The 14,612-nt window shown below is 38.6% G+C and carries 15 protein-coding genes and 3 tRNA genes; 5 read left to right on the top strand and 13 right to left on the bottom strand.

Annotated elements, in window-relative coordinates; genetic code table 11:
• Window positions 1-41 precede the first annotated feature (41 nt).
• From panD to F981_RS13760, 10 genes are all read right to left on the bottom strand, one after another.
• On the bottom strand, window positions 42-422 hold the full coding sequence (panD, locus tag F981_RS13805) for an aspartate 1-decarboxylase (RefSeq protein WP_004722504.1): 381 nt from the start codon (window positions 420-422) through the stop codon (window positions 42-44).
• A 153-nt stretch (window positions 423-575) separates the two neighbouring features.
• Complete coding sequence (gene pth / locus F981_RS13800) at window positions 576-1,154, bottom strand: aminoacyl-tRNA hydrolase (RefSeq protein ID WP_004722502.1); 579 nt, start codon at window positions 1,152-1,154, stop codon at window positions 576-578.
• Window positions 1,155-1,174: 20 nt separating this feature from the next.
• A complete protein-coding gene (rplY, locus tag F981_RS13795) occupies window positions 1,175-1,471 on the bottom strand; it encodes a 50S ribosomal protein L25 (protein WP_004722499.1) in 297 nt (98 codons plus the stop codon).
• 97 nt (window positions 1,472-1,568) lie between these two features.
• Window positions 1,569-2,522 carry a ribose-phosphate pyrophosphokinase gene (locus F981_RS13790; protein WP_004722497.1) on the bottom strand — a complete coding sequence of 318 codons (954 nt, stop codon included), beginning with the start codon at window positions 2,520-2,522 and terminating at the stop codon, window positions 1,569-1,571.
• Between the two features lie 35 nt (window positions 2,523-2,557).
• A tRNA-Gln gene (locus F981_RS13785) sits at window positions 2,558-2,632 on the bottom strand.
• Window positions 2,633-2,723: 91 nt separating this feature from the next.
• Window positions 2,724-2,798 (bottom strand) — tRNA-Gln (locus F981_RS13780).
• A 30-nt stretch (window positions 2,799-2,828) separates the two neighbouring features.
• Window positions 2,829-2,903: transfer RNA gene (locus tag F981_RS13775), tRNA-Gln, on the bottom strand.
• A gap of 4 nt (window positions 2,904-2,907) precedes the next feature.
• On the bottom strand, window positions 2,908-3,741 hold the full coding sequence (gene ispE / locus F981_RS13770) for a 4-(cytidine 5'-diphospho)-2-C-methyl-D-erythritol kinase (RefSeq protein ID WP_016539189.1): 834 nt from the start codon (window positions 3,739-3,741) through the stop codon (window positions 2,908-2,910).
• 25 nt (window positions 3,742-3,766) lie between these two features.
• The gene (lolB, locus tag F981_RS13765) at window positions 3,767-4,375 is read right to left on the bottom strand and encodes a lipoprotein insertase outer membrane protein LolB (RefSeq protein ID WP_004722492.1); all 609 of its coding nucleotides are present in this window, start codon (window positions 4,373-4,375) and stop codon (window positions 3,767-3,769) included.
• 8 nt (window positions 4,376-4,383) lie between these two features.
• Window positions 4,384-6,066, bottom strand: a complete 1,683-nt coding sequence (locus F981_RS13760) for a tetratricopeptide repeat protein (protein WP_004722489.1) — start codon at window positions 6,064-6,066, stop codon at window positions 4,384-4,386.
• Between the two features lie 107 nt (window positions 6,067-6,173).
• Between F981_RS13760 and hemA the strand changes: the two genes are divergently transcribed.
• Together hemA and F981_RS13750 are read left to right on the top strand one after the other, a co-directional pair.
• Entirely contained in the window at window positions 6,174-7,460 is a 1,287-nt protein-coding gene (gene hemA, locus F981_RS13755; RefSeq protein WP_004722487.1) for a glutamyl-tRNA reductase, read from the top strand.
• A 104-nt stretch (window positions 7,461-7,564) separates the two neighbouring features.
• Window positions 7,565-7,999, top strand: a complete 435-nt coding sequence (locus F981_RS13750; RefSeq protein WP_004722486.1) for a hypothetical protein — start codon at window positions 7,565-7,567, stop codon at window positions 7,997-7,999.
• Here F981_RS13750 and F981_RS13745 read toward each other — a convergent pair.
• Together F981_RS13745 and F981_RS13740 are read right to left on the bottom strand one after the other, a co-directional pair.
• Window positions 7,996-9,903 carry a DNA primase gene (locus tag F981_RS13745; protein ID WP_004722485.1) on the bottom strand — a complete coding sequence of 636 codons (1,908 nt, stop codon included), beginning with the start codon at window positions 9,901-9,903 and terminating at the stop codon, window positions 7,996-7,998. The two genes, F981_RS13750 and F981_RS13745, sit on opposite strands and share 4 nt — an antisense overlap.
• A gap of 118 nt (window positions 9,904-10,021) precedes the next feature.
• Window positions 10,022-11,044 carry an outer membrane protein assembly factor BamD gene (locus tag F981_RS13740; RefSeq protein WP_004722484.1) on the bottom strand — a complete coding sequence of 341 codons (1,023 nt, stop codon included), beginning with the start codon at window positions 11,042-11,044 and terminating at the stop codon, window positions 10,022-10,024.
• A 71-nt stretch (window positions 11,045-11,115) separates the two neighbouring features.
• On the opposite strand from F981_RS13740, the gene rluD reads away from it, so the two are divergent.
• On the top strand, window positions 11,116-12,168 hold the full coding sequence (gene rluD / locus F981_RS13735) for a 23S rRNA pseudouridine(1911/1915/1917) synthase RluD (protein ID WP_004722483.1): 1,053 nt from the start codon (window positions 11,116-11,118) through the stop codon (window positions 12,166-12,168).
• 49 nt (window positions 12,169-12,217) lie between these two features.
• Here the strand turns inward: rluD and F981_RS13730 are convergent, their stop codons facing one another.
• Complete coding sequence (locus tag F981_RS13730) at window positions 12,218-12,997, bottom strand: DUF4882 family protein (RefSeq protein WP_004722482.1); 780 nt, start codon at window positions 12,995-12,997, stop codon at window positions 12,218-12,220.
• A 183-nt stretch (window positions 12,998-13,180) separates the two neighbouring features.
• On the opposite strand from F981_RS13730, the gene pgeF reads away from it, so the two are divergent.
• Both pgeF and F981_RS13720 read left to right on the top strand, forming a co-directional pair.
• Window positions 13,181-13,924 carry a peptidoglycan editing factor PgeF gene (pgeF, locus tag F981_RS13725; protein ID WP_004722481.1) on the top strand — a complete coding sequence of 248 codons (744 nt, stop codon included), beginning with the start codon at window positions 13,181-13,183 and terminating at the stop codon, window positions 13,922-13,924.
• Between the two features lie 126 nt (window positions 13,925-14,050).
• Window positions 14,051-14,605 carry a flavodoxin family protein gene (locus tag F981_RS13720; protein WP_004722480.1) on the top strand — a complete coding sequence of 185 codons (555 nt, stop codon included), beginning with the start codon at window positions 14,051-14,053 and terminating at the stop codon, window positions 14,603-14,605.
• Window positions 14,606-14,612: the final 7 nt, after the last annotated feature.

The raw sequence follows: 14,612 nt of genomic DNA, 5'->3' as shown, positions 1-14,612 counted from the left end.
AAAACCCGCATCATTGCGGGTCTTGAATCATCTGCGTGCAATTATGCAACTTGAACAGGGATACAGTTTGCTGTGTGATTTACTGTATTGTCTGGATTTGCATATACAAGACGTGGTTTATGCGCATCAGCTTCAGCATTGGTAAAATCGCCAAATGTGGCAATAATCATTAAATCACCAACATCAGCTTGAAGTGCAGCGCCACCATTGACTGAAATGATGCCTGAACCTTCTTCACCACGAATCGCATAGGTTGTAAAGCGCTTACCATTAGTCACGTTCCACATATGAATTTCTTCATATTCACGGATACCAGCTAAATCCAAAAGAATACCGTCGATTGCACAAGAACCTTCATAATGTAATTCTGCTTGTGTAACAACACAACGATGGATTTTTGCTTTTAATAAACGAGATAGCATGATTTGCGTCTCCAGAGTAGCCCTTACAATTGTTATCTTGTGTTGAATCAACAATTTTCAATGGGGGGATGCATTTGAAAGCGCATTTTGCTCTTAAAAATGAATCATGGCAAGAAAAATTGTTGAACAAAGAACATAAAATTTAGGTTTAAATTATGCTTTATAAGCATTGATTTGATTCATTGCTTGCTGAATCTCACCATTAACCAATAATTTTGTTTTGCCTAAAGCATGGTGTATTGCATCATCCATTAAAGTCTGTTCACTGCTTGGTGCTTTACCAAGTACATGTCCTGAAACTTTTTCTTTAGCGCCGGGATGACCAATGCCAATACGTAAGCGATGAAAATTAGAACCAATATGAGGAACAATGTCACGTAGACCATTGTGACCACCATGTCCACCGCCAGTTTTTAAACGAATGACGCCCGGATTCATATCCAGTTCATCATGAGCGATGAGAATTTCTTCTGGTTTAATTTGGTAGAATTTTGCAAAGGGAACAACACTTTGACCAGAAAGGTTCATAAATGTTGTGGGCAATAGTAGACGAACATCTTGTCCTTCAATATTACCACGACCACTGATTCCTTTATATTTTGAATCAGTTTTTAATGTAATACCATATTGTTCTGCAAGGCGTTCGACGAACCAAAAGCCTGCATTATGGCGGGTTTGGGCATATTCAGAACCTGGATTACCCAAACCAATAATCAGTGAAAGTTTACTCACTCATTTACACCATTTAACACTTATGCGCGTTTAAAGTCAGCGTGCATTGGAGTGTTTTTAGCTGGGTGACGTTGTAAAGCTTGGATTTTAACGCTTTCAACTTTACCTTCGATGTTAAGATCAATAACTTCTTCAAAGAAAGAGTTATTTTCTAAAGCTTTAACAAGCTCGCGAAGTTCTAAAGTAACCGCTACAGGTTCAGCAGAACCACCATAGATGATTGCTGGAACTTTATTTTGAAGACGAAGGCGGCGGCTCGAACCTTTCCCTTGAACTGCTTCTTCACGTGCTACTGCATTTAATACGAAGTTTGCCATGATGACATTTCCTCATTGAGTGTAATTGACTGAACTTTCGACCAGCCCAGTGATATAAAGCCCTACCAAAGAGTAGGGCTTTGAAAATTTGGCGCTATTATAGATAAGAATCGAACATTGCGCTAATAGATTCTTCGTTGTTAATACGACGAATTGTTTCAGCAACCATACTTGCTACTGAAACTTGGCGAATCTTACCAAGTTTTAATGCTTCATCTGAAAGTGGAATTGTGTCAGTAACAACCAATTCATCAATTACAGATTTACTTAAATTTTCGAGTGCTTTACCTGAAAGTACAGGGTGCGTTGCATAAGCAACCACTTTACGAGCACCAAAAGTTTTTAGTGCATCGGCAGCTTTACACAAAGTACCAGCTGTATCAACCATGTCATCAACAATCACACAGTCACGATCACGTACATCACCAATCAAATGCATCACTTGTGATTCATTGGCTTTTTGACGACGTTTATCAATGATTGCAAGGTCGATATCACCCATTTGTTTTGCAACAGCACGTGCACGAACTACACCACCAACGTCAGGTGAAACCACCATCAAGTTATGATGTTGTTGTTGACGTAAGTCAGCAAGCAAAGCAGGTGTACCGTAGATGTTATCTACAGGAATATCAAAGAAACCTTGGATTTGGTCAGCATGCAAGTCGATCATTACAACACGGTCAATACCCACAGTGGTGAGCATGTCTGCTACAACTTTTGCAGTAATTGGAACACGAGTTGAACGAGGACGACGGTCTTGGCGTGCATAACCGAAGTATGGAATTACAGCAGTAATACGACCAGCACTTGCACGACGCAAAGCATCTGCCATTACTAAGATTTCCATAAGGTTATCATTCGTAGGGGCACAAGTGGGCTGTACGATAAACACGTCTTTACCACGCACATTTTCAGTAATTTCGACAGTGATTTCACCATCAGAAAATTTACCTACAGCAGCAGCTCCCAGAGGGATGTGCAAATGGCTAACGACTTTTTGGGCGAATTGTGGATGCGCAGTTCCACTAAAAACGACAAGATTGGGCATGAAGCACCCTTGGCGGTTGGCAGATTTGAATTAGATGGCAGGGGCGGCTGGATTCGAACCAACGGATGCCGAGATCAAAACCCGGTGCCTTACCACTTGGCGACGCCCCTAATGCGGCAGAATTTTAGTGTTTTTGCATGTCTCTGTCAAGGTAAATCAACATTAAATACAAATTACTACGTTCTGTCTTTTTTGAGAAAATGGCAGGGGCGGCTGGATTCGAACCAACGGATGCCGAGATCAAAACCCGGTGCCTTACCACTTGGCGACGCCCCTAAAATACAACGATCTACAGATGAAAAATGATGGCAGGGGCGGCTGGATTCGAACCAACGGATGCCGAGATCAAAACCCGGTGCCTTACCACTTGGCGACGCCCCTATCATTACACTGTAAAATGAGTGAGTGGTGATTCATTCAAACTGTTGACCAAATAGGCTTTGCAGGGTGAATGATTTAAAACATCATCAATCTTCATTTGTTCAGTGACTTCAACAAAAACACAAGCACCTGTACCTGTAAGCTTTGCTGTACCGAACTGATCTAAATACTGCATTGCTTCATCAACTTCAGGATATAAATTTCTTGCCAGTGGCTCAAAATCATTTCTAAAATTGGATGGCTTTAGCTGATAGGCGCAAAATTTAGTAGGCTTCGTATCTCTTGTCAATGTTTTTTGCGAAAAAAGTCGTTGAGTGCTGATAAAACAATCAGGTTTTAACACAATGTATTGTTTTTGATCTAAGTCTATGAATGTTAAGTGTTCACCTATACCTTCTGCCCAAGCATTACGACCATGAACAAAGATTGGAACATCTGCACCCAATTTAACCCCAAGCTCAGCCAGTTGTTCAGTATTTAAACCGCACTGCCAAAGTTGATTGACCACAATCAATGTGGTGGCAGCATTGGAAGAACCACCACCTAGACCTGCACCCATTGGAATATTCTTTTCGATACGAATTTTTAAACCAGTCGGCTGTGTAGCATAAGGTTTTAAAATTTGAATCGCTTTATAGATCAGATTATGTTCCAAATCGACGTTACTCAAACCTTCAAGACTGATTTCTGCTTGAGAATGTTCTGTTTGGATGAATTCTAACCAGTCATACAAATCAATCAGCTGAAAAATACTTTGCAACTCGTGATAGCCATTTTCACGACGACCTGTGATATGCAAAAACAAATTTAATTTTGCTGGAGAGGGAACACGAATCATAGATTTCATTGTCTAAGGTCTAGATTTAGCGGTTTTGAATCACCATTGTAATACGATTTTCCTGACCAGATTCAAGTTGTTGTTTTAAAATCAGCTTATTGGGCAAGCTCGCTTGATTGTTATAACTAAAATCTACAGTCCAGCCATCTTCAATGATTTGAGCAATACGTTGAGTATTATCTCGGGTGATTTGTGCATTTTCAGTGGCAGGGTAAGCTTGAACCCAATCGACAATATGCGTAATAGGTGCAGTCCAGCCTGTGGCTTTTTCAAGCAGCTCTTCTGGTGTTTCAGCCGAAATCGAACCTGTTTTAGCGCTGTTTAGGGTAACTTCTCCAGATTTTCCTTCAATAATAGTTTTGCCAATACCTAAGATCCCATTCAACTGGATGTTAAAATCTTGTTGGTCTTGTGTCCATGTGTAGAACGCACTGCCAGACTGTTTTGGTGTTTTCACCCCAATTTTCCCTTCAAGATTAAATTGATTTGACGGTTTTTGCAGGGGCGTTGTGGCATCTGTCGGTGCTGTAAGCGTTGGTGTGGTTTGTGCTGGCTTGACGACTTGTTGACAACCTGTGAGTGTAAAAGCGGTTACAGCAGTTAGGGTGCAAAAGATCTGTGGAATGTGACGCATACAAGTCATTAACTCTTTTTAATATGTTGCGGTAATATTAATGAATCTAATTGATTTAATTGAGGATCATTTGGATGATTTTGTTTGAGTTGTTGTAACACTTCATTAAATTGAGCTAAGGCACCTTGCATATACAAAGATTTTGCATACCGAATACCAATGTTTACACTATGACTCAAATTATAAGCTTTCGATAAAATGTTTGAGGCGGCATCAAAATCATTTTGCAAGAATGTGATATATCCCAGCGTATCTAAAATCGAGGCCTGATCTGGTGCAGAATCTAAGGCATGTTCAGCATACTTTCGCGCTTCATCTAAACGTCTATTTTGTAGTGCAAGCGTATAGGCATAAGCATTTAAATAAGCAGGATTATTTGGCTCTAAAGTTAAGAGTTGTTTCAATGCTTTATCAAGTAAATCACGATCTTCAAATGGATCAAGAAGCAGTATTTCTGAATAGAGAATTTCAGGATCATCAGGCAAGTTCTTCACTGCTTCAGTGAGTAATCTAAGCGCTGCTTTTTTATTGCCCATGCGTTTTAAAATTTCGGCTTGAGCCTGATATAAGAAACTTGCATGTTGTGGATAATTGACACGTTCTTGGGTTAAAAACCGCAAAGCATCATTCATCTTGTCTTGTCTTTCAAAAATCGAGACCAGATTACGGCGTGAAACCGTATATAAGTTCCCATCAACCAAACGATAATAGGCTTTTGCTGTTTCATCATTTTGCTTTCGTTCAGCATTTACTGCCAAATAAAAATATGCTTCGTTTTGATAACGTGACGAGTAGCGTAACTCCACTAAATACTGTTCAGCTTGATCCAGCTTTTTTAAATCAATCGCAGTTAAACCTGCAATAAATAGGGCTTCTTCAGCATCTGGCCAAGCTTGAATAATCGATTCTAATTTGCTTAAGGCCAATTCAGATTGATGAATCTTGATCAGATATTTGACTTCTGCCAGACGGATATCATAGTTGTACTTGTTTTTACGACTGCTTCGATCATACCAATTTAAAGTCGCTTCTTGGTCACCCAAAGCCTCTAATAAATTGGCTTTCATCAGAATAAAGCCAGTCACTTTTGAACGTTTTTTTAACGCCTTATTGACGGTTTTTAAGGCTTGTTCGATCTCATCGTTTTGTGCTTCCAAACCCGCAATTAGAATTAAAACAGAAGGATTATTTTTTTCTTTACTTGCTCTCAGTGTACTGAGCAGATTTTGACGATCTACTTCTGATTCTGGTGCAATTCCTTCTAAAATCTTTTCTAAATCAGCGTTGGGGTCAATATTGAGAATACTGTCCAGAGTCTCCGCTGCAAGTTCATATTCATGTGATTTGAGCGCGATATGTGCCAAATAAAATTTTGCAGGAACGTCTTCAGGTTCTTGTACAACCCAATGGGTGGCAATGTCTAAAGCTGCTTTTAAATCGTTTTGTTCAATTGCAACATTCAAGGCACGTTGCTTAATGGTGGTTGAATTACTACGAATTGCGAGCACAGTATAATTGTGTAAAGCAGTTGCAGTATCATTATAAGCTAATGAAAATTCAGCAATAATACTTTGTTTTAATGCATTAGTATTATATTTAGCATGATAAAATTCTCCAGATGCTCTAATATGAGCACTAGAAGCCATGCTACCAACCAGTAAGAATGTGGTAGAATATTGCTTAATTGTCATGCCGCTTAAGCGGTTGTTTATTTGACGCAATTTTTCCGAATCCAAGTATGCTTTTTATGACACCGTTATTGCACAATAGCACAAATTTAGCGAAATGATGATCTGATATGTCTTTCTTTGCATTGGGTGTCAACCATCAAACTGCTTCTGTTGAGCTACGTGAGCAAATCGCTTTTAATCCAGAACGATTAAAAGATTTATTTGCCGTAGAAAGCCTTCGCCAAAATTTGAATGATATGGTGGTGGTGTCAACATGTAACCGCACTGAAGTCTATGCCATGGCTGAAAATGCCGATATGGTATTAAATTGGCTCGCCCAAACCAATGGTATTGATGTAAAGCAATTGTCAAATCATGTATATCGTTATGAAAATACTGATGCAGTTTCGCACTTAATGCGGGTTGCCAGTGGTTTAGACTCGTTGATGTTGGGTGAACCGCAAATTCTTGGGCAGGTTAAAACAGCACTATCAATCGCAAAAGATGCTGAAATCGTTTCGCAAAATCTGAATCAAATATTTGAATATGCTTTTTATGCAGCCAAACGTGTACGTTCTGAAACAGCAGTCGGCAGTCATGCTGTCTCGATGGGATATGCTGTTGCCCAACTCGCATTGCAAGTGTTTAGTAAGCCTGAACAGCTTACAGTCATGGTGGTTGCTGCAGGTGAAATGAACAGCTTGGTTGCAAAACACTTGGCTGAAATGGGCGTTGCAAAAATCCTGATTTGTAATCGAAGCCGTGAACGGGCAGAGAAATTAGCACAAGAAATAGCGCATCGTGTTGAAGTGGAGATTATTCCATTTGATGAACTCACTACTCAGCTTTATCGTGCGGATGTAATTTCCAGTTGTACAGGCAGTTTGCATCAAGTGATTGCTTATGCAGATGTGAAATTCGCTTTAAAAAAACGTCGTTATCAACAAATGCTTATGGTCGATTTAGCTGTACCTCGTGATATAGATCCAAAAGTTGAAAGTTTGGATGGTGTGTATTTATACGGTGTGGATGATCTACAAAGTGTAATTGATGAAAATTTAGCACAACGACGTCAAGCTGCGGTCGAAGCAGAGGTTATGGTCAATCAACTGGTGACTCAGTTGGTGACACAGCAAAAAGTAAAAGAAGCAGGTGGGACGATTCAACAGTTTCGTGAGCACGGTGAAGAACAACGTCAGATGGAGTTGTCGCATGCTTTAGAGCGTATTCAGGCAGGTGAGGATACGCAACATGTACTTGAGGATTTTGCACATCGTTTGACGCAAAAGTTATTGCACCCATCTTCAATTTTGCTACGCCAAGCAGCACAGAATGAAGATCCTTCACATTTTGAATGGATGAAAGAAAATATTCAGGATATTTTTGAACAAGAAAGAAAACCAAAAGCGAAGTGATTATTTTTTAAAACGAATGTGATTTAATGTTTTTGCTTCACCAGCTATTATTGATGTATATACTAGTGCGATCAAATTAGAATAATGAAATTAAGGCAATTAAAATGCTTAAAACTTTATATATATTCATATCATTGTGTTTGTCAGTAGAATGCTTTGCAAAGCCTGTAAAAGACAGTGATGTATTATTGAACCAAGCAATCAAGGATCTACATAGCCTCTCTACTCAGGGTGGAATTATGGGGGTAATTGATTCAGTTGATCGATGCTATAAGAATCCCAAAAAACCTAAACTATATTGCTTTTATCTAGATTACTCAGGGCGGATATTTGATGCACTTATGGTCGAGAGTATAAATGCACACTCAGATTCTAATTACCCTACCAACGCGTTTTTTAGTGATGAAAACTTTCAAAAACGTATATTTATAAACCTATATAAGCCTTATGGCTCCTCAATGGAAGAGGCCAATAGCCATATGAATTTTTTGTATTACAAAATACTTGATAAGCTCAATGAAGCGGTTATAGAAAATTAATGATGTACCAACTTTAAACTAATTTGTTTAGTCAGCTCATTGAGTTGTTTACGTAAATTACGTGATTCACTCAATGAGGTTGGTGCTTTAAGCTTTAATTTTAAATATTTCTCTTGTAAGGCCAAAGAGTAATCTGAAGCCAATTTATCTGCCATTTCAGGTGCCTCAGCCAAAGCCTGAATATTGGTGCGTTGTATGATTTCAGAGAGTTCCAAATGATAAGCACCACATGCACCTAAAATATAATAGGTTGCAAGTTCCTGATCATCTGGTAGATCGTCAAAGACACGATCAAATACAGCTAAGATTTGCGCCAATAATTCATCTGGATGAATCAATGCACGTAATACTTCAAAGTGAATATATAAAAACGGATGTTGCATCAAAATCGCCACAGCAAAGTCTTCATCTTTGGTGCGAATATTAAATGACAACGAGGCATCTAAGCTGACTTGAGGTTGCCATTTTCGATTAAAACCTAACTTTTCTTTAAAAAACTGTCTTAATAAATAGCGGTAAGAACCTTGTTTAGGTAATAATTCAGTCAGTTGATTGAGTTCAGCCATCACCTGACTTTTACCTTCAGGTGTAGCAACATCATAGTTTTGACTCAATAAAGCAAAGACAAAATCCGATAATAAAGGGGATTGTTGCCATATCCGTTGAAACGTTTCAAAACCTTCCTTACGAATCAACGAATCTGGGTCATGTTCTTTGGGTAGAACAAAGAATTTAAGTTCACGACCATCGTTCAATAAAGGTAGGGCAATTTCTAAGGTTCGACGTGCTGCTTTTTGTCCAGCGGCATCACCATCAAACGCAATCGTGATTTGATTGTTCTGCTTAAATAAAATATTTAAATGATCTGCATTACTGGCAGTACCTAATGTTGCTGTCGCACCAGAAATCCCGTTTTGTTGTAAGGCGATCACATCCATATAACCTTCAACCATGAGCCAATTTTGCGCTCGGTCTTTCCGACCTTCATACAAGCCGTAAAGCAACTGGTTTTTATGAAAGACTTCAGAATCAGGTGAGTTAATATATTTCGGTTTGATTTCGTCATTCAATGCGCGACCACCGAAACCGACGACACGACCTTTGTTGTCTCGAATCGGGAAAATCACCCGATCACGCAACAAATCGAAGTCACGTCCACTATCACTGGTACGAATCAGACCTAGCAGTTTTAAACCTTCAATATCTTGGGGGAAGGCTTTTTCTAAATGTTGCCAATCTTCTGGTGCATAGCCTAAGCGCCAATATTGGATTGTTTCAGTACTTAAACCACGATGTTTAAAATAATTCTGTGCCACTTTACTGTTTGGTAATTGGCGTTCATAAAACTGCGCAATATTTTCTAACAGATCATAAAGATTTCCATCTTGTGGAATCTGATCAAAACCCACTGAGTCAAACTGGGTTGGATCGAAATGCTCAGGATCTGGATATTGGCTAAAGGCTTCAAAAGGATCAATTTCAAGTGGCTGAACAGAATCTGTTTTTTGCTCAGCAGGTTTAGAATCTACTACTTTATCGTCTACAGCCTTCACTGCTGGTTTTGGTTTAGATACTTCGCGTTTATACGACAGTTTTTTATTGTCATGATTGTCTTTGGGAAGTTCGACACCTGCATGGCTGGAGAGTTCTTTCATGACATCGACAAAATTTCGATTGTCAATATCCATTAAGAAGCGAATGGCATTGCCATTTGCCTGACAGCCAAAGCAGTGATAATACTGTTTATCACGGTAGACATGAAAAGAGGGTGACTTTTCCTGATGAAAAGGGCAACAACCTGAATAGGTGCGACCAGTTTTTTTCAATTTCACACGTTGACCAATCAGATCGACAATATCTGTGCGATCCAAAATTTGATCTATCGTGTGTTGAGGAATAGCCATAAATTTAATGTCATGTATCGTTTAAACCAATTTAAAGTTTAACGTAGTTTTGAGTCTAAAAATATCTATGAATAAAAAAGACGGGTAAAAACCCGTCTTGATTTGTCGCAATCAATATTTATTTACGTTGTCCATCATACAAACTTTCATCTGCACGTGCTGGCTCTTTAGACACTTCACGATTTGGACGATCAAGTAAGCCAAAACTCACTTTATTTAACAAGCTTGATTTTTGTTCTGCTTGATCAGACGTTTCAGAACCCGCATCTTTTGATACTTCTGCTTTATCACCACGACCTAAAATACCTAATGTTGCACGGTTCCACCAGCTCGCTTCTTTACGTGCTGCGCGTATATTCACTTCGCCATTGGATTTAACGAGGTTCGGGTAGTTTTGCTTAAGCACGCCAATGTACTGTTGTGAGGTTTCTTTATCGCCCAACTTGTCATAACCATACGCCATTGTTGCTAAGGCTTCAGGAACTTGAGGTGTTTGAGGATAGTGTTCAATCACCCATTGTGAACGTTCAATCGCAGCCAAATACGCTTTACGTTTAATATTGAAACGTGCAGTATTCATTTCACTTTCAGCCAATTCTTGGCCAATGTATTTCATTCGTTGTGCAGCATCAACTGAATATTGGCTTGAAGGATAGCGACGAATTAAGTCGACAAAATTTTGATAGGCAATTTTTAAATAACCTACATCACGATGTGCTTGTTTTAATGAGGTATAGCGAAGCAAGCTGTCATAATTTTGCTCCATATTGGCTACACCACGGACATAGTAGGCATAATCTAAATTCGGATGTTGAGGATTTAAACGAATAAAACGATCTGCCAGTGCAATTGTGCCTTCATAATCTTTTTGCTTAAATTTTGTGTAAAGCAATTCAAGCTGAGCTTGTTGTGCATATTGCCCAGTCGGGAAATAAGTATCCATTGCTTCTAAAGCTTTTGCAGCATCGCCATATTGCCCACGGTCTAATGATTTTATCGCATTATTGTAATAAGTCTGCTCATTTGATTTCGGGCCTGTATCAACAACATCCTTCTTCGGATTGCTGCTACAGCCGACAAATGCAGTTGCTAAGCCTACAGTTAAAGCAAGCATTGTGACTTTATAACGTGGTAGCGACATAAAAATTCCTCTGTTTATACGGGCAATAGGCTACAATTGCGCTATTAAACCACTTTTGTCCGAATGAGCAAATGACTTCAGCACACTCTTCTAATTCTAATTTCCCAGAAAATGATTTCAATTTACTTGAAGATTCTGAGGATGCAGATAATCATAATTCTGCGCCGACTGCAACACGTTTATCGTTGCAATTTCAACTGGATGAAAGCTATTTAGGGCAACGTATTGACCAAGTCGCAGCACTGGTTTGGAACGAGTTTTCTCGTGAAAAACTCAAGCAGTGGATGAAAGAAGGTCATTTGTTGGTAAATGGTAACATTGTCAAGCCTAAGTATAAATGCGAAGGCAATGAACTTCTATGTTTAGATGTTGAATTGGAAGCACAAACGTCTGCACAACCTGAAAATATCCCTTTAAACATTGTTTATGAAGATGACGATATTATGGTCATCAATAAACCTGTCGGTATGGTTGTTCATCCTGGTGCGGGTAATCCAAATGGTACTTTGGTGAACGCCTTGCTTTATCATTATCCAAAATCTGCCGAATTAACCCGTGCAGGTTTAGTACATCGTATTGATAAAGATACCAGCGGTTTATTGGTTGTTGCTAAAAATTTAGAAGCGCAATTTTCTTTAAGTAAACAATTGGCTAAAAAAACAGTTTACCGTGTATATGACTTGATTTGTTATGGTCATATTATTGCGGGTGGAACGATTGATGAACCGATTAAACGTCATCCTGTAGATCGTGTAAAAATGGCTATTTTACCGGGTGGTCGTGATGCTGTGACGCATTACAATGTTAAAGAACGTTTTCAGCATTTCACTCGTGTACAGGCACAACTTGAAACAGGGCGTACTCATCAAATCCGGATTCATTTCACCTATATAGGTTATCCATTGGTGGGTGATCCAGTCTATGTTAGCCGAGTTAAAGTGCCAGCAGGTGCTTCTGAAAAGTTGAGCAGTGCATTGCGTAACTTTAAACGCCAAGCTTTACATGCCTCTAAATTAGGCCTAGTTCACCCACGTACACAAGAAGAAATGATGTTTGAAGCACCATGGTCAGATGATTTCGTTGAGTTGGTTGAAGTTTTACGCTCTGAAAACAAAGCCTATTAATTGATTTACATGATAAAACTGCTCAATGAGAGCAGTTTTATACAATGATTTAGTTACCACAAGCATCTTTTGTTCCTGTAGGGAAAGTATTGGTAAATTTTGATTTATCCGTGACTAATTCTAATGACATGGTTTTATTTAGGTATGGAGAGTTGGCTTCAAAACCCTCAAAATTGACTTGTGGGGCTACTGTGAAATCTTTAGGTTTCGACAGTAAAGTTGCGACATAACCTAAGTTGTTTTTATTTACAATCAGTCCAATTTGATTGGTATTTTGATTAAAGTAAACACCAATATTTTGTTGTGGCATGCCCTCAATCGGTATTCCATAACCATAAAGAGTTTCTGTTTGTTTAGTGTCTGGATGAGTTGAAGCTATTAGTATAAATACTACATTCTTTTTATTCTCTTGAGAGCTTAATGCTGTGTTATTGGCATAGGTGATGAATATTGAATGCATATTCTTATCTTTGTCTTGGACAAATATTCCATAATTTTTAGTTTCTTTTCTATCGTTTGTTAATTCAGTTGGAATAATTTCTGTATTGAATTCAAGGCCAATAACGCCTGATTGAGGTAATGTTAATCCTCCTTCAGTAATCGTATTATTCGTCATTTCCAATGTACTATGATTCGCAGAATACGTGATTGGACTTGTTGTATTTAGAATTTTATATGAAACTTTTTGACCTGATACCGTAGGAAATTTTTGTGCTACAGGATTGTATTGATCAGATAAGAATCCTTCCAAATCATAACGACAGAGTGCAAATCCTTGCGTGCTGATAACACTCAAACTCAATAAAACAGCAAGCTTTAATTTTTTCATGGTTTATCCTTATTTTTAAGTTTTAATTAATATTAATGAATTTGATTAAAAAAACAACACTATATTAAGTTGAAATGTTTAGTTTTGTTAATCAACAAAATGGACGAGAAGATTGGTTTTGGATTGAGTAAATTTGTTATAGTTATTGAGTCGTGAAAATGATTTGAAGAGGAAATGAGTCATATGCTATTTGTTCAAGGATTACCTCAAGGTGTATATGCAGGTCAGACTCATATATATCATCCAAAGGCTTTGCCATCTGTACAGCCTGAGCTTGAAGGTTTTAATTTGGCTTTGCATGTAAATGACGATCCTCAACGGGTACAACAACACCGTATGATTTTATTGGATGAATTTGCCGAATTGGGTGTCAGTAAAATTACATGGATGACGCAAACCCACAGCACAATATGTCATACCATCAATGAAGAAATGACTTTTAGCGCATTGGAGGGTGATGGTTTGGTCACACAGACTCAGGGGCATGCCTTGATGATGATGACCGCTGATTGCCTACCCGTTGTTTTAGGTAATGCCGCAGGTACTGAGGTTGCCAACCTACATGCAGGTTGGCGCGGTTTAGCAGGGGGAATAATTGAAAGTACCATTGCCAATATGAAATCCCCACCTACTTGGGCTTGGTTGGGTGCAGCAATTAGCCAGCCTTGTTTTGAAATTGGCACGGAAGTGAAAGCTGCTTTTTGTTCTAAATATGCTGAACTAGACACTGCATTTATAGAGAGTGAGCAAGCAGGTAAGCATTATGCGGATTTGTATGCGATTGCACGTTATATTCTTAAACAACATGGAGTGAATACGATTACAGGAGGAGATCAGTGTTCTTATCGTCAAGATCAGGATTTCTATTCTTATCGTCGTCATGCAAAAACAGGGCGTATGGCTACTTTTGTATTTATTCGGAATTAAATCTTTATTTTTAAATAGATTTATCGTTGTTTTAAGTGTTATGTCATAGGTTTTCTAAACATTACAAGAATTGTTTAAAAATGAATTGGTGTTAAACTTGACCAAATTTGTTTGTTTTCAATTGATATGTCTTTATCTGCTAAATCTATCGCGATCGTTTACCACAGTCCATTTGGTCATACTGCAAAAGTTGCGAATTATATTGCACAAGGTGCAGAGAAGATCGGTGTAACTGTTCATCAAATGGATATTGAGCATATTGATTGGGATATTTTAGATCAAGCGAATGCCATAATTTTTGGCTCACCGACCTATATGGGAAGTGTTACAGGTCCATTTAAAATGTTTATGGACTCTACATCTAAACGTTGGAAAAATCGTGATTGGCAGGGCAAACTAGCTGCCGCATTTACCAACTCAGGTGGTTTAAGTGGCGATAAGTTATCTGTACTGCAACAGATTAATATCTTTGCAATGCAGCATGGCATGTTATGGTCTGGACTCCCTTTAATGCCTACAGGTGTTAAACCCACAGATTTAAACCGTATGGCGGGTTATTTGGGATTAATGACACAATCAGATAATGCACCTGTTGAAATTACACCACCCTCTGGTGACTTGCAAACCGCAACATGGTTTGGAGAGTATATTGCGTTACTATTAAATAAAATTACCCCGTAGTTGTTCA

Source organism: Acinetobacter guillouiae CIP 63.46 (genome assembly GCF_000368145.1).
In the GTDB taxonomy this organism is placed as follows: Bacteria; Pseudomonadota; Gammaproteobacteria; order Pseudomonadales; family Moraxellaceae; genus Acinetobacter; species Acinetobacter guillouiae.
This window is presented reverse-complemented; position numbering and strand designations above follow the sequence as displayed.